This is a genomic window from Streptomyces sp. NPDC058257 (assembly GCF_042881845.1).
In the GTDB taxonomy this organism is placed as follows: Bacteria; Actinomycetota; Actinomycetes; order Streptomycetales; family Streptomycetaceae; genus Streptomyces.
Genome location: NZ_JBHVXJ010000001.1, coordinates 801712 through 815639 on the forward strand (window position 1 = coordinate 801712; position 13928 = coordinate 815639).

Consider the following 13928-nt stretch of genomic DNA (forward strand, 5'->3'; position numbering starts at 1 on the left):
CCAAGTAACTCACGTCACGGGAGGCACAGCGCATGGAGTTCCGGCAGTCCAGCAAGCTCAGCGAGGTCTGTTACGAGATCCGGGGGCCGGTCATCGAGCACGCCGACGCCCTGGAGGAGGCGGGCCACAGCGTCCTGCGCCTGAACACCGGCAACCCCGCGCTCTTCGGGTTCGAGGCGCCCGAGGAGATCGTCCAGGACATGATCCGGATGCTCCCCCGGGCGCACGGCTACACGGACTCGCGCGGCATCCTCTCGGCCCGCCGCGCCGTCGCCCAGCGCTACCAGGCGCTCGGCCTCGACGGCGTCCGCGTGGACGACGTCTTCCTCGGCAACGGCGTCTCCGAGTTGGTCACCATGGCTGTGCAGGCCCTCCTTGAGGACGGCGACGAAGTCCTGATCCCCGCCCCGGACTTCCCCCTGTGGACGGCCGTGACGACCCTCTCCGGAGGCAAGGCCGTCCACTACATGTGCGACGAGTCCGCCGACTGGTACCCGGACCTGGACGACATGGCGTCGAAGATCACCGACCGGACGAAGGCCGTCGTGATCATCAACCCGAACAACCCCACCGGCGCCGTGTATCCCAAGGAGATCCTGGAAGGCATCCTCGACCTCGCGCGCCGCCACGGCCTGATGGTCTTCGCCGACGAGATCTACGACCAGATCCTGTACGACGACGCCGTGCACCACAGCGTCGCGGCCCTCGCCCCCGACCTCGTCGTCCTGACCTTCTGCGGGCTCTCGAAGACCTACCGCGTGGCGGGCTTCCGCTCGGGCTGGCTGGTCGTCACGGGCCCGCAGCAGCACGCGAAGAGCTACCTGGAGGGGCTGACCATGCTCGCCTCCATGCGTCTGTGCCCCAACGCCCCCGCCCAGTACGCCATCCAGGCCGCGCTCGGCGGCAGGCAGTCCATCCGTGAGCTCACCGTTCCGGGCGGCAGGCTGTACGAGCAGCGCGACATGGCGTGGCGGAAACTGAACGAGATCCCCGGTGTCTCCTGCGTGAAGCCGAAGGGCGCCCTCTACGCCTTCGCGCGCCTCGACCCCAAGGTCCACCCCATCCACGACGACGAGAAGTTCGTCCTCGACCTGCTCCTCCAGGAGAAGATCCAGGTCGTCCAGGGCACCGGCTTCAACTGGCCGCGCCCCGACCACTTCCGCATCCTGACCCTCCCTTACGCTGACGACCTCGACGCGGCGATCAGCCGCATCGGCCGCTTCCTCAGCGGATACCGCCAGTGACGTCACCGTACGACGGGGGTCGTGTGTCTCTCTGTTCCGCCTGCCAGGTCCCTTCGCTCACCCAGTTCGCCTCGCCCGGCCTGGTCGAGCGCATCGTGTACGGCGGACTCGACCGCGCCGCCGACCCGGCCTGGGCGGAGTCGGGCGCCGTCACCCTGGAGGACTACGCGCGCTGGTGCGGCCACCTGTGCGGTCTGACGTGCCTGCGGATGGCGCTCGGCCCGTCCGCGCCCTCACTCTTCGAGCTGCGGGACGGTGCGCTGAAGTACGGCGCGTACACGCAGGACACCGACGGCGCGATCCACGGGCTCATCTACGCCCCGTTCGCGCAGTACGTGCGCGAGGTGCACGGCGTCGACGCCACGGTGCACCGGCACCTCACGGTGGAAGAGATCGTCGGGCTGCTCGACGAGGGCCGCTCGGTCATGGTCTCCGTCCACTTCGAGATCCGCCGCCCGCACCGGCCGTCGCCCGGCCGGGGCGGCCACCTGGTTCTTGTCACCGGGCGTTCCGCGGACGGGGGTCTGCACCTGCACAACCCGTCCGGGATCGACGCGGGGACGCGGATGGCGGACATGGCGCTCTCGGACTTCGAGCCGTTCTTCGCCGGACGCGGGGTGTCACTTCGCTGACAGAGGGTCATCCTTCCTGCCAGGATGGCGCGATGATGCGTGGAGGCAGAGTCGCTGTTGTGGGCGGGAGCATCGCCGGGTGCGCCGCCGCACTCGCCGCGTACCGCGGGGGCGCCGACGAGATCACGGTGTACGAGCGGGCCGCGGGGCACCTCGCGGACCGCGGTGTCGGGCTCGCGGTGCACAACTCCCGTTACGTGGAGCTGGACTCCGCCGGGTATCTGGACGCGGACATGCCGTGGGTGCAGCTGGAGCGGCGCCGCTGGTACGTGCGGGACGGATCGGCCGCGGGGCCGCTCGGTCACGAGATCGGGGCGATGCCGTTCCCTTTCCGTACGTACAACTGGGGCCCGCTGTGGCGTGAGTTGCGCGGCCGGGTGCCCGGTTCCGTCGTCTTCCGGTCGGGCGTGACGGTCGAGGAGGTGCGTCCGGGGCGTGAGGACGCCGACGTGGTCACCGCCGAGGGCACCGAGCGCGTCGACCTCGTGATCGGCGCCGACGGCTACCGCTCCGTGGTCCGTTCGGCGGCGTTCGCCTCCGTGCGTCCCGCGTACGCCGGGTACCTCGCCTGGCGCGGTGCCTTCCCCGCCGACCGGCTCGCGGACCCGCGGCTGTGGGCGCAGGAGGACTGCGCGTACGTCGTCTTCCCCGGCGGCCACGTCATCATCTACCGCATCCCGGACGGCGTCGGCGGTCACCGCGTCAACTGGGTCCTGTACACGTCGCCGCCGCCGGGCCTCGATCTGGGGCTCGGCCTCGATCTGCGGCTCACCGGCCCCACGAGCCTGCCGCCGGGCGGCCTCACGGAGGCGCTCGCCACGCATCTCACGTACGTGTGCGACGAGTTGCTGCCGCCCTACTGGGGCGACCTCGTCCGCTCGACGGCCCCCGACGAGCTCTTCCTCCAGCCGATGTACGACTTCACCGCGCCCCGCTACACCACGGGCCGGGTGCTCCTGATGGGCGACGCCGCCACTGTCGCCCGGCCGCACACCGGGGCGGGCGCGGTCAAGGCGCTGCAGGACGCGACGGTCCTGGAGTCCGCCTTCGCCACGGCCACGACCTGGCCCGACGCGCTCGACACGTACGACACCGACCGCACCGTCGCCGGCGGTGCGATGGTCGATCTCGGGCGCCGCCTCGGCCGCGCGCTCGTCGAGGAGACCCCGCCCTGGCGGTCCATGGACCAGACGGCCCTTGAGACGTGGTGGAAACAGGCCGACGGTGGCGGAGCGTTCGGGGGACGCGGACTGATGCGGTGATCTGACGCGGTGAGCTGACGTGGTGAGCTGACGTGGCGTCGGCTGACGTGGCGTCGGCTGATACCCACCTGCGGGTTTGGGTATGCACGCCAAGATCAATAAGATTCCGCGATGATCACAAGACAACGGCTGGCGGCCGGGGCCCTCGCCCTGCTCGCCGCCATGACCGCCGGGCTCGGCACGGCGGGCCCCGCGGCCGCCGACCCCGATGAACCGGCGCAGCCCTCACCCAAGGTCGAGCTGGTGCTCGACGTCAGCGGTTCCATGCGGGCCCGCGACATCGACGGCAAGTCCCGGATGGCGGCGGCGAAGCAGGCGTTCAACGAGGTTCTCGACGCCACGCCGGACGAAGTCCAGCTCGGCATAAGGACGTTGGGCGCCAACTACCACGGCGACGACCGCAAGACGGGCTGCAAGGACACCGAGCTCCTCTACCCCGTCGCCGAACTCGACCGCGACAAGCGCACCGAGGCGAAGACCGCGGTGGCCACGCTCGCGCCCACCGGCTGGACGCCGATCGGCCCCACGCTCCTGAAGGCCGCCGACGACCTCAAGGACGACAACACCGAGCGCAGCCGCCGCATCGTCCTCATCTCCGACGGCGAGGACACCTGCCAGCCGCTCGACCCCTGCGAGGTGGCCCGCAAGATCGCCGCCGAGGGCATCCACCTCACGGTCGACACGCTCGGCCTCGTGCCGGACGCCAAGACCCGCGACCAGCTGAGCTGCATCGCGGAGGCCACCGGCGGTACGTACACGTCGGTGCGGCACACCGATGAGCTCTCCGGCCGCGTCAAGCAGTTGGTGGACCGCGCGGCGGACCCTGTCGCCACCCCGGTGGCGGCGAAGGGCGCCGCCCAGTGCACCGACGCCCCGCAGCTCAAGGCGGGCGTCTACACCGACCGCGAGAGGTTCGGCGAGCACCGCTGGTACCGCGTCGACGTCGAGCCCGGCCAGGAGCTGCGCGCCTCCGTCAGCGTCGGCGCCGACCGCGCGGTCAACCAGGACTACGGCGTACTGCTGCGGGCCTCGACCGTGCACGGACGCGAGATCGTACGTGGCTCCGAGGCGGGTGACGGACGTACCGACGTGATCTCTACCGGCCTGCGCTATCCGAAGCCCGAGGGGGACGACGAAGAGGACACGGACGGGGGCGAGGCCGCCGCGGAGACCGTGTGCCTCCAGGTGAGCAACTCCTTCTCGGCTCCTGCCTCCGTCAAGACGACCCCGGGTCTGCCCGTCGAACTGGCCGTCGACCTGGTGGACGCGCCCGACGAGGCGTCGGACGTGGCGTCCTTCGGCCTGGGCAACGGCTGGTGGCTGCTCGGCGCACTGATCCTCACCGGCTTCGTCGCCGGTCTGGTCTGGGGCTGGGTCTCGCGCTGGCGCTTCGCGGTCTGGAGGACCAACTGATGCGTACGACACGTGTGTTGAGCCGGGCCGGGCTGCTTGCGGGAGCCGCGCTGCTCGCCCTGTGCGGGACGGCGGGGACCGCCGCGGCCGACTCCGGTGACGACGAGTCCACCGAGCCGACCGAGGCCGGTACGTCCTTCCGTACGGCGACGGCGATCCAGCCGGACCAGGAGGCCACCGCGGAGGCGTCCACCGGCGACTACCTGTACTGGTCGTTCCCGGCGGACGTCGGACAGCGCCCCACCGTGCACGCCACGGTGAAGCTGCCCGAGGGCACCGCCCGGCACGGCGGCTCCACCTGGCAGGTGGACGTCTACGACGGGCTGCGGCGCCATCAGGCGTGCCGGTTCGGCGCGCAGACCAGAGCAGCGGCGCAGGACGCCGCCACGGTCGAGCTGTCCTGCACCCTGCGCACGGTGCGGGGCTGGGCGGAGCCGTGGGCGAACGACCCGCTGCCCGGCACGTACTACGCGCGCCTGACGGTCACCGGCCTCAAGGCGGACGACCTGGGTCTGCCGATGCGGGCCGCGACGAAGGTCACGTCGAGCGACGCGGGCGGCGCGATGGCGGTGGACGGCTCGCTGGCGAAGCCGCTGGTGCCGGGGATCGGCACGAAGATGGAGGCGGCGTCCAGTGAGCCGGACGACGGCTGGTCGTCGGGCCTGTGGTCGTCCCGCTGGCTGTGGACCGCGGCCGGTGGCGTGCTCGGTGCCCTCGCGGGCATCGGGGGGTACTGCCTGACGCGCGGCTCGGGCCGCCCGGCGCGCGTACCTGCGGGGATCTAACCTCGGTGGTGGCCGGACCGGGCCTTTTGGACCGGTCACCACCGACAGACAGGAAGTTGCGCACCATGGGTGATCTGCTCCTCGTCCGGCACGGCGAGACCCAGTGGTCGCTGTCCGGACAGCACACCAGCTGGACGGACATCCCGCTCACCGAGAACGGCAGGGAGCAGGCGCGGGGGCTCGCGCCGCTGGTGGGGAGGTTCCGGATCGGGGCGGCGTTCGTGAGCCCCCGGGAGCGGGCCAGGGACACGGCGGAGCTGGCCGGGTTCCCGAACGCCTTCGTCGACGCCGACCTGAGCGAGTGGGACTACGGGGCGTACGAGGGTGTCACGACGGTGGAGATCCACCGCACCCGCCCCGACTGGTATCTGTTCACCGACGGAGTGGCCGCGGGCCCCGCCGAGCACCCCGGTGAGACTCCGGAGCAGGTCGGTGAGCGGGCCGACCGGATGCTGGCCAAGGTCGACGCGGCTCTCGGCAACAACGAGGGCAGTGTGGTGCTCTTCGCCCACTCCCACTTCCTGCGGGTCCTGACGGCTCGGCGCCTCGGACTCCCGGCGTCCGGTGGGGCGTTGTTCCAGCTGGCGACGGGGACGGTGTGCCGCCTCAGCACGGAGCACGGCCGCCCGGTGGTGGCGAGCTGGAACATCCGCCCGTGAAACCAGGCAGACTCTGTCTCATATAGCACTCTCACCATTAAGAATGGATCACGAATGATCACGCTCAAGAAGGAAGACGGCCCGGCTGATCTCGGCGGAGTGACCCACCTGACCATAGGGGTGTCCTGGGATCCGACCGTAGGCAGCAGCGGCGGCCTGATGGGCAAGCTCCGCCAGAAGACGGGCACCGACCTCGACCTCATCGCCATCGCGATGGCGGGCGCGGACCCGGTGCGCCTCGCCGGTCTCGACTCGCTCGACCCGCTGGGCAACGGCTCGCTGCTGCACAGCGGGGACAACCAGACCGGCAAGGGCGACGGCGACGACGAGACGGTGACCGTCGAGTTCCAGCGCGTGCCGGACAACATCACGTCCATCGTGTTCGTCGCCGCCGCGTACAAGAAGCGCAGCGCCTTCCAGAACGCGCGCAACATCAGCTTCAAGGTGTACGACGCCACGGGCGGCAGCACCCAGCAGGTCGCCGACATCTGGCCGAGCCTGCTCACCAACGACAACGGCTGCGCCGTGGCCAAGGCGATGCGGGACGGTGGGAGCTGGAAGCTCCAGGTCATCAACGAGACCGGGAAGATCAAGCAGGGCGACGAGCAGGCCCTGATGCGTTTCGCCATGAGCAAGTAGCGGGAACTGTGGGAAGTCCGGGTCGGCCGGGGAGAACGGCCGACCCGGTCGAGGACCCGCCTCGGGTTCGACTCGCACCCCGGTTCGACACACACCCCGAAGGTCATCGAGACTTGCCGCCATGCGATACGGCGTCAACCTCCTCAATTTCGGCTCCGGCACCACCCCGGACTCCCTCGTCCGGCAGGCCACGGACGCCCGCGACACCGGGTTCGGCTTCGCGATGATCTCCGACCACATCACGGTCACACCTGATGTGCACTCGGTCTATCCGGCGCCGTTCTACGACCAGTTCGTACTCGCCGCGCACCTCGCGGGCCGCGTACCGGGACTGCGGCTCGGCACGACGATCACGGTGATCCCTTACCGCCACCCGCTCCAGACCGCCCGCCTCGCCGCCAACATCGACCAGCTGAACGACGCCGGGTTCATCCTGGGCGCCGGTGTCGGATGGTCCCGCGCCGAGTACGAGGCCCTTGGCGTCCCCTTCGACGAGCGCGGCGCCATCACGGACGAGTACCTCGCCGCGATCCGCGCGTCATGGTCCGAGGAGACGACCTCGTTCCAGGGGCGATACGTCGCCTACGAAGGCATCCACAACGCTCCCCTCCCCGCGGCTCGGCTGCCCGTCTGGGTCGGCGGCAACTCCCCCGCGGCCCAGCGCCGCGCGGCCCGCCTCGGTGAGGGCTGGCACCCGTTCATGCCGACGCTCGACGTTCTGCGGACGGCTCTGCCCCGGATCGCGGCGGAGGCCGAGGCCGCGGGGCGCCCCGCGCCGGACCTCGTGCCCCGCCTCCAGCTGAGGCTCGCCCCGCAGCCGGACACGGCGGAGCGCCCGCTCGGGCACGGCGGCGTCGACCAGCTCCGTGCCGACCTGGAGACACTGGCCGAGCTCGGCGCCACGGACGTCCTGCTCGACACCTACCCCGGTACGCCCGCCGAGCGCGGCACCGCCGACGACGACCGGCGCACGCTCGACCTCGTCGCCGAGAGGGTGGTCGACCTCGCCACGGGAACGGTTCGCTGAACCGGCGGCCCGTCATCCCCCGGCGGCTGAGGTCCCGCGGCCGTTGTCAGTGGCACGAGGCACTATCGGAACCAGGCGAGGACGACCTGGGGAAGAGGTGGGCTCATGACGAAGCCTCCGACGGCGGCTCAGCGGCGCGTCATCGAGGCCGCGGACCCGGCGACGGGCCGTCTCACCGGGAGCGAGGCGCAGCTGGCGACACTCGTGCGGCACCGCCTCGCCTTCCGGCACCCCCGGCCGCCGCACGCCTGCTTCCTGACACCCGCCGGCCATCGCGTACGGGAAGAAACCTGGCCCGGTCCCACCGCCGAGGCCCCTGCCCCTCCCCCGGCCGCCCCAGCCGCCTCCGGCCTCTTCGCCGCCCGCACCGGCGCCGAGCCCATGGCCCCGCAGGACTCCGGGAGCCCGGCCCGCGCCCGCGACGTACGCAGCGCCTGGGAAGGTCTCCTTGAGATGCGCCGCATGACCAATCCGGATGGCGCGCGGGAACGCCCCTGTGCCTGGGAGCGGACGCATCTGGTGCAGGCCGCGGCGCTGGCCCTGGAGGCGGCGGGCTGTTCGCCCGGGCCCCAGGGGTATCGGGTGGGCGAGACTCCGCAGCCCGAGGCCGTCGCCGTGCGTGATGCGGCGCCCGACGGCCTTCGGGCGTGCGCGAGCGCGCTGGAGGCCGCGGGGTGGCAGGTCAGCGAACACACCGAGCGGACCCGCGGCGCCCGCTATCTCCTCGCGTCGCCGCGGAGGGGATAGCGCAGGGCCGACCGGAGGGGCAGTGAACAGTAGGTATCCGTAGATATCCGTGTTGAACCGTCGAAGGGAATGTCGTGGCGGAGCCGTTTTCCGTGAGCATCAGTGTCCGTGGGTACGAGACGGACGCACAGGGGCACGTCAACCAGGCCGTCTACCTCCAGTACGCCGAGCACGCCCGCTGGTCGGTGCTGCGCGCGGCGGGCATAGAACAGGCCGATCTGCTGGCCAAAGGGGTGGGTCCGGTCGCCCTGGAGAACACCATCCGCTACTTCAGCGAGCTGCGCGCGGGCGACGAGGTGGAGGTGACCTGCGTGTTCGTGTGGGGCGAGCGCAAGACGTTCCGCATCGAGCAGTCGATCCGCAAGGCGGACGGCACGGAAGCCGCTGAGTTGCGCTCCGTCGGCGGCCTCCTGGACCTCGATGAACGGCAGATGGTGCGGGATCCGCGCGAGTACTTCAGGGCGCTGGCCGACGACCCGACGGTGATCGGCCTCTGAGCGGCCCGCGGCGAAAGGCGAGTTGGGAGTGCTGGTCCGGACCGCGGGAACTAGATTGGCAGGTGATCGTTCTTTCAATTAACAAGCAGGCCCGTTCACCCACAGGAGGACCCTCGTGTCGGATCGCGACCCCCAAGCCGACGCCGCAGCGGACATACGCGCGCGCATCGACACCAGCACGCCGCACTCCGCGCGCTTTTGGAACTACTTCGTGGGCGGCAAGGACAACTACGAGAAGGACCGCGAACTCGGCGACCACATCAAGGGCATCCACCCCGGCCTCGTCGACGTGGCGCGCCTGAGCCGGCAGTTCCTCGGCCGCGCCGTCCGTCATCTCGCGACGGAGCGGGGTGTCCGCCAGTTCCTGGACATCGGCACGGGCCTGCCGACCGCCGACAACACGCACGAGGTCGCCCAGCGCGTGGCCCCGGACTCCCGGATCGTCTACGTGGACAACGACCCGCTCGTCCTGGCGCACGCCCGCGCGCTGCTCACCAGTACGCCCGAGGGCGTCACCGCGTACATCGACGCCGACCTCTACGACCCCAAGGCGATCCTGGAGTCCGCGAGCGCGACCCTGGATCTCTCCAAGCCGGTCGCGCTGATGATCCTCAACACCCTGGGCCACGTGGCCGATTACCAGCAGGCGCGTGATCTGGTGTCGCGGCTCATGGCGGGCCTGCCGTCCGGCAGTTACCTCGTGATCAGCGACAGCACCGCCACCAGCGATGGCATGATCGCGGCGTCGAACGCGTACAACAAGAGCGGCGCGATCCCCTACCACGTACGCAGCGTCGAGGAGATCGGCGGCTTCTTCGACGGCCTGGACCTTGTGGAGCCCGGCGTCTCCCAGGTCACGCGGTGGCGCCCGGAGACCGAGGACGCGACGCCGGTCGACGCGTACGGCGCGGTGGCGCGCAAGCCGTAGCCGCCCGTGCGCGCACGCAGCGGCGAGGGCCGGTGCGGGCCGGGGGGCAGGTCCCCGGTCTACACCAGCCCTCGCTTCTCGTCATAGTCGGCGCGCGACTGCGCGATCGTCACCCGGTTCCGCTCGGCCCACCCCGTCAGAGTCAGCAGCGTGCCGTGCAATTCCCTTGCGACCGGTGTCAGTTCGTACTCGACCTTCGGTGGAACCGTCGGGTACACCGTGCGCGTGAGCAGGCCGTCGCGCTCCAGGTTCCGCAGGGTCAGGGTCAGCATGCGGCGGCTGATGCCCTCGATGCTGCGCTCCAACTCGGTGAAGCGGATGGGGCCGTGGGCCGCCGCGACCAGGATCGGGATGCTCCATTTCCCCACCACCCTGTCAAGAACTTCCCGCAGCGGGCACGCCTGCGCGTTCACCACCTGCGCCGTAACACCGGTGTTCCCTTGGGACATTGAAGTTCCTCCTTCTCCCAGCCTCCATGGTCACGCACGATGAGCCCCGTTACAAGTCGTGCACCTATGCAGTTCATGGAGGTTTTTCACCGTGTCCGATGCCATCATTTCCGCACGCTCCCGCAGGGCGTCGCTCGCCGTCCTGTCCTCGGGCCTCCTGATGACGATCATCGACGGCAACATCGTGACCGTCGCGATGCCCGCCATCCAGAGCGACCTCGGCTTCTCGGCGCCGGGCCTCGCCTGGGTCGTGAACGCCTACCTCATCGCCTTCGGCGGACTGCTCCTCCTGGCGGGGCGGCTCGGCGATCTCATCGGCCGCAAGCGGATGTTCGTCTCGGGCCTCGCCGTGTTCACCGCGGCGTCCGTGCTGTGCGGGGTCGCCACCGACCAGGGCCTGCTGATCGCGGCACGCGCCGTGCAGGGTGTCGGCGGGGCGATGACATCGGCGGTCGTGCTCGGCATGCTGGTGGCGCTCTTCCCCGAGCCGCGCGAACAGGCCAAGGCCATCGCCGTGTTCAGCGCGGTCGGCGCGGCGGGCGGCGCGCTCGGCACGTTCCTGGGCGGCGCGCTCACCGAGACCCTCAGCTGGCACTGGATCTTCCTGATCAACCTGCCGATCGGGGCCGTCGCGCTCGTGGCGGCGGTACGCGTCCTGGCGAACGACCCCGGCACGGGCCTCGCCGGGGGCGCGGACTACCCGGGCGCCGCGCTCATCACCGGCGCGCTGATGCTCACCGTGTACACGATCGTCGGTTCCGCCGGGCACGGCACACCGGCCACCCTCGCGCTCGCCGCGCTCTCCCTCGCCCTGTACACCGCCTTCGCCGCACGCCAGGCCCGTACGGCCCGTCCCCTGCTGCGCCTGCGCGTCTTCCGCTCCCGCACGCTGACCGGCGCCAACGCCGTGCAGATCCTGATGATCGCGGGCATGTTCGGCTTTCAGTACATCGGCGCGCTCTACTTCCAACGCGTGCTCGGGTACGGCGAGTTGAAGACCGGCTTCGCGTTCCTGCCCGCCCCTGTCGCCATCGGCGTCCTGATGCTGGGCCTGTCCGCCAGGGTGATAGGCCGCTTCGGCCCCTACCGTGCCCTGCTCGCCGGCCTCGTCCTCATCACGGGCGGCCTGGCTCTCCTGGGCCGCCTGCCCGCCGACGGTTCGTACGTCGTCGACGTACTCCCCTCCATGCTGCTGCTCGGCGCCGGGTTCGCGGCGGCGATGCCCGCGGTGACGGGGCTCGCGATGTCCGGGGCGCGCGAGCAGGACGCGGGTCTTGCCTCCGGCCTCTTCAACACCACGCAGGTGGTGGGCGGTTCCCTGGGTCTCGCCGTTCTGACCACGCTGGCGGCGAGCCGCACCGAGAGCCTGCTCGCGGACGGCGACCGGACCGTGGCGGCCACGGCCGACGGCTACCGCCTCGCCTTCTGGGTGGCCACGGGCATCGCGGCGGCGGGCATCGCCCTGGCGGCGGCGCTGCTGCGGCCCGAGCGCGGGGCAGCCGAGCAGGCGCAGCCCGAGCAGCAGCACCGCGAACCCGCCCCGGCGACGTGAACCCGCCCGTTAGACCAGTTCAGGTAGCCCCCTTGCCCTCACGGCGGCCGGGCCATTACGGTCCGGCCAGCCGTGAATCTACGCGCGTCGCACACCGAGCGAGAGGTCCCTGACCATGCGTAAGACCGTCCTGACCGCATGTACCGTTATCGGCACGGGAGTTGCCGTGGCGCTCAGCACCGGGCTTTCCACGGCTCAGCCGAAGGCCGCCTCGTGGCAGCAGGTCGGGGACGACATCAAGTCGGGCATCAGCGGCCTCACCGTCACCTCGCGTTCGGGTGACAGTCTGCGCACCCTCGTCGTGCGCGACAACAAGGAGCCCGGCGAGAACCGCATCGCCGAGGTCACCTACCGCCCCGGCCGGCCGACCGAGGTCTCGCCGATCTCCTGGCACGGCGGCGCCGAGCCGATCGACCTGGAGGCGCTCGACGCGGTGCCGGGGACCTCCGACGAGTACGTGGCCCTGGCCAGCCGCGGGCTCGCCTATCACCTCAAGCTGACCGACGCCGGGGAGTCCGTGCAGGTCCTGGACGTCGCCCCGCTGCCCGCGATCGGCACTGACGACAACTTCGAGAGCTTCTCGCTGACCTCGCGGCACGGGGAGACGGCGGCGGTCTGGGCGGACCGGGGTGAGGGCGAGGACCGCCCGGCGACGCTGTACGCGGCACCGTTCGAGCTCAATTCCTACGGTGAGGCGCAGTTCGGGCCGGTGGACAAGGCGACGTTCCGTGCGCCGTACCCAGAGGGGGACGTGCGTCACGCCTCGGACATCGAAGTGACCAAGTCGGGCCGTCTGCTGGTCAGTTCGGCGTCCGATGCCGGAGACGACGGTCCTTTCGACTCCGCCGTGAGCGACGCGGGCAAGCTGTCCGTCGCCTCCGATGGGACCGTACGGCTGTCCGTAGCCAAGTCGCCCGAGGTCCTGGAGAAGTTCGACGGCCACAAGATCGAAGCGCTGCACTGCGCCCCCGGCTCCCACCTCGCGGCCCTGGGCACGGACAACGAGAACACGGGCGGCGCCCTCACCACGCGCCGCCTCTGCGACTGACCCCGCCTTCAGCGAGCCGGTCACGTCCGCGACCCCAAGAACCCCCAAGGCCCCCGACTCGCCCTGGAACCCCGCACCTGGACGCAGTCCGTGACCGGCCTCGGGGGCGGTCGGCTCGCTCGGTGAGCCTCCGCGAAAACCCGTTGCCGGGCCCCGGCGGGCCCTGCTACTTTCCCGGAGGCCGTGCGAGAGAACAACGAGGAGGTGGTACCCGTGAACGCAGTGTCGACATGGGTGCTCCCCTCCGGGGTCACGGTCGGGCGATAGGTCGTCCGGGAGCGCCGCAGAAGAGCCCTCCCGAAAGGCACGACCATGCACTTCGCTTCCGAGCAGCGCCTCGACGACGACGTCCTCGAACGCGAATTCACCCTCGGCGAGATCCCCGGCACCCTGTGGACGCCTGATTCCTCCGCACCGGTTCCGCTGATCCTGATGGCCCACAACAACGGCCTGCCCAAGGGGGCGTCCCGGCTGGTGGCACGGGCCCGGCACACCGCGGCGCACGGCTACGCGGTCGCCTCCATCGACGCCCCCGGGTGCGGTGACCGGCCCCGTTCCGCCGCCGACGAACAGGCGCGCGCCGACATCCGCCGGGCGATGCAGGCCGGCGAGCCTGCCGACGAGATCTTCGAGTCCTTCATCGGCCCGCTGGTCGAGAAGGCCGTCCCGGAATGGCGGACCACCCTGGACGCCCTCCTCGCACTGCCCGAGATCGGCGGCCCGGTGGGGTACTCGGGATGGGCCGCCGTCGGCATCCACCTCGCGGCCGTCGAGCCGCGCATCGCGGCCGCCGGTCTCTTCGCCGGGGGTTACGTGCCCCGCGCCCAGCGCGAGGAGGCCCGGCAGGTCACCGTTCCGCTGCTGTTCCTGCTGCAGTGGGACGACGAGGGGAACCCCCGGCAGCGGGCCCTCGACCTGTTCGACGCCTTCGGCAGCAAGGAGAAGACGCTGCACGCCAATCCGGGCGGGCACACCGGCACCCCGTGGTTCGAGGTGGAGGACGGGGGCCGGTTCTACGACCGGCACCTGAGGTGAGGTGAGGCTGT

15 protein-coding genes are annotated in these 13928 nt (G+C 71.0%); 14 read left to right on the forward strand and 1 reads right to left on the reverse strand.

Translation table 11 applies throughout. The features are described 5' to 3' along the window. Nucleotides 1-32: 32 nt before the first annotated feature. The 11 genes from ACFVXC_RS03470 to ACFVXC_RS03520 all read left to right on the forward strand — a co-directional run bounded on the left by ACFVXC_RS03470 (nucleotide 33) and on the right by ACFVXC_RS03520 (nucleotide 9833). Entirely contained in the window at nucleotides 33-1244 is a 1212-nt protein-coding gene (locus ACFVXC_RS03470; protein ID WP_389900997.1) for a pyridoxal phosphate-dependent aminotransferase, read from the forward strand. 23 nt (nucleotides 1245-1267) lie between these two features. Continuing rightward, complete coding sequence (locus tag ACFVXC_RS03475; RefSeq protein WP_389900998.1) at nucleotides 1268-1876, forward strand: C39 family peptidase; 609 nt, start codon at nucleotides 1268-1270, stop codon at nucleotides 1874-1876. A gap of 35 nt (nucleotides 1877-1911) precedes the next feature. Beyond that, on the forward strand, nucleotides 1912-3138 hold the full coding sequence (locus ACFVXC_RS03480; RefSeq protein WP_389901000.1) for an FAD-dependent monooxygenase: 1227 nt from the start codon (nucleotides 1912-1914) through the stop codon (nucleotides 3136-3138). A gap of 111 nt (nucleotides 3139-3249) precedes the next feature. After that, a complete protein-coding gene (locus tag ACFVXC_RS03485; protein WP_389901001.1) occupies nucleotides 3250-4551 on the forward strand; it encodes a VWA domain-containing protein in 1302 nt (433 codons plus the stop codon). Continuing rightward, nucleotides 4551-5336, forward strand: a complete 786-nt coding sequence (locus ACFVXC_RS03490) for a hypothetical protein (RefSeq protein ID WP_389901003.1) — start codon at nucleotides 4551-4553, stop codon at nucleotides 5334-5336. Before ACFVXC_RS03485 ends, ACFVXC_RS03490 begins: the two co-directional genes overlap by 1 nt. 65 nt (nucleotides 5337-5401) lie before the next feature. Continuing rightward, nucleotides 5402-5995 carry a histidine phosphatase family protein gene (locus ACFVXC_RS03495; RefSeq protein WP_389901004.1) on the forward strand — a complete coding sequence of 198 codons (594 nt, stop codon included), beginning with the start codon at nucleotides 5402-5404 and terminating at the stop codon, nucleotides 5993-5995. Between the two features lie 54 nt (nucleotides 5996-6049). Continuing rightward, nucleotides 6050-6634 carry a TerD family protein gene (locus tag ACFVXC_RS03500; protein ID WP_389901006.1) on the forward strand — a complete coding sequence of 195 codons (585 nt, stop codon included), beginning with the start codon at nucleotides 6050-6052 and terminating at the stop codon, nucleotides 6632-6634. 121 nt (nucleotides 6635-6755) lie between these two features. Continuing rightward, a complete protein-coding gene (locus tag ACFVXC_RS03505; protein WP_389901007.1) occupies nucleotides 6756-7661 on the forward strand; it encodes a TIGR03619 family F420-dependent LLM class oxidoreductase in 906 nt (301 codons plus the stop codon). 105 nt (nucleotides 7662-7766) lie between these two features. Continuing rightward, a complete protein-coding gene (locus ACFVXC_RS03510; RefSeq protein WP_389901009.1) occupies nucleotides 7767-8408 on the forward strand; it encodes a hypothetical protein in 642 nt (213 codons plus the stop codon). 74 nt (nucleotides 8409-8482) lie between these two features. Next, nucleotides 8483-8905 (forward strand): acyl-CoA thioesterase, encoded by a 423-nt coding sequence (locus ACFVXC_RS03515; protein WP_389901011.1) that lies wholly within the window; start codon nucleotides 8483-8485, stop codon nucleotides 8903-8905. 115 nt (nucleotides 8906-9020) lie between these two features. Further along, a complete protein-coding gene (locus ACFVXC_RS03520; RefSeq protein WP_389901013.1) occupies nucleotides 9021-9833 on the forward strand; it encodes an SAM-dependent methyltransferase in 813 nt (270 codons plus the stop codon). A 59-nt stretch (nucleotides 9834-9892) separates the two neighbouring features. On the opposite strand, the gene ACFVXC_RS03525 is transcribed toward ACFVXC_RS03520, so the two are convergent. Continuing rightward, the gene (locus ACFVXC_RS03525; protein ID WP_389901014.1) at nucleotides 9893-10282 is read right to left on the reverse strand and encodes a winged helix-turn-helix transcriptional regulator; all 390 of its coding nucleotides are present in this window, start codon (nucleotides 10280-10282) and stop codon (nucleotides 9893-9895) included. A 91-nt stretch (nucleotides 10283-10373) separates the two neighbouring features. Here ACFVXC_RS03525 and ACFVXC_RS03530 point away from each other — a divergent pair, with 91 nt between their 5' ends. The 3 genes from ACFVXC_RS03530 (at nucleotide 10374) to ACFVXC_RS03540 (ending at nucleotide 13917) form a co-directional block, all read left to right on the forward strand. Beyond that, the gene (locus tag ACFVXC_RS03530; protein ID WP_389901015.1) at nucleotides 10374-11834 is read left to right on the forward strand and encodes an MFS transporter; all 1461 of its coding nucleotides are present in this window, start codon (nucleotides 10374-10376) and stop codon (nucleotides 11832-11834) included. A gap of 166 nt (nucleotides 11835-12000) precedes the next feature. Next, complete coding sequence (locus tag ACFVXC_RS03535) at nucleotides 12001-12882, forward strand: hypothetical protein (RefSeq protein WP_389901017.1); 882 nt, start codon at nucleotides 12001-12003, stop codon at nucleotides 12880-12882. A gap of 312 nt (nucleotides 12883-13194) precedes the next feature. After that, a complete protein-coding gene (locus ACFVXC_RS03540) occupies nucleotides 13195-13917 on the forward strand; it encodes a dienelactone hydrolase family protein (protein WP_389901019.1) in 723 nt (240 codons plus the stop codon). Nucleotides 13918-13928 lie beyond the last annotated feature (11 nt).

What these genes read in the sequence shown, in the direction of transcription:
- ACFVXC_RS03495 (WP_389901004.1), top strand. Translation starts at nt 5,402, where the DNA reads ATGGGTGATCTGCTCCTCGTCCGGCACGGCGAGACCCAGTGGTCGCTG.
- ACFVXC_RS03480 (WP_389901000.1), top strand. Translation starts at nt 1,912, where the DNA reads ATGCGTGGAGGCAGAGTCGCTGTTGTGGGCGGGAGCATCGCCGGGTGC.
- ACFVXC_RS03540 (WP_389901019.1), top strand. Translation starts at nt 13,195, where the DNA reads ATGCACTTCGCTTCCGAGCAGCGCCTCGACGACGACGTCCTCGAACGC.
- ACFVXC_RS03525 (WP_389901014.1), bottom strand. Translation starts at nt 10,282, where the DNA reads ATGTCCCAAGGGAACACCGGTGTTACGGCGCAGGTGGTGAACGCGCAG.
- ACFVXC_RS03500 (WP_389901006.1), top strand. Translation starts at nt 6,050, where the DNA reads ATGATCACGCTCAAGAAGGAAGACGGCCCGGCTGATCTCGGCGGAGTG.
- ACFVXC_RS03485 (WP_389901001.1), top strand. Translation starts at nt 3,250, where the DNA reads ATGATCACAAGACAACGGCTGGCGGCCGGGGCCCTCGCCCTGCTCGCC.
- ACFVXC_RS03490 (WP_389901003.1), top strand. Translation starts at nt 4,551, where the DNA reads ATGCGTACGACACGTGTGTTGAGCCGGGCCGGGCTGCTTGCGGGAGCC.
- ACFVXC_RS03470 (WP_389900997.1), top strand. Translation starts at nt 33, where the DNA reads ATGGAGTTCCGGCAGTCCAGCAAGCTCAGCGAGGTCTGTTACGAGATC.
- ACFVXC_RS03510 (WP_389901009.1), top strand. Translation starts at nt 7,767, where the DNA reads ATGACGAAGCCTCCGACGGCGGCTCAGCGGCGCGTCATCGAGGCCGCG.
- ACFVXC_RS03505 (WP_389901007.1), top strand. Translation starts at nt 6,756, where the DNA reads ATGCGATACGGCGTCAACCTCCTCAATTTCGGCTCCGGCACCACCCCG.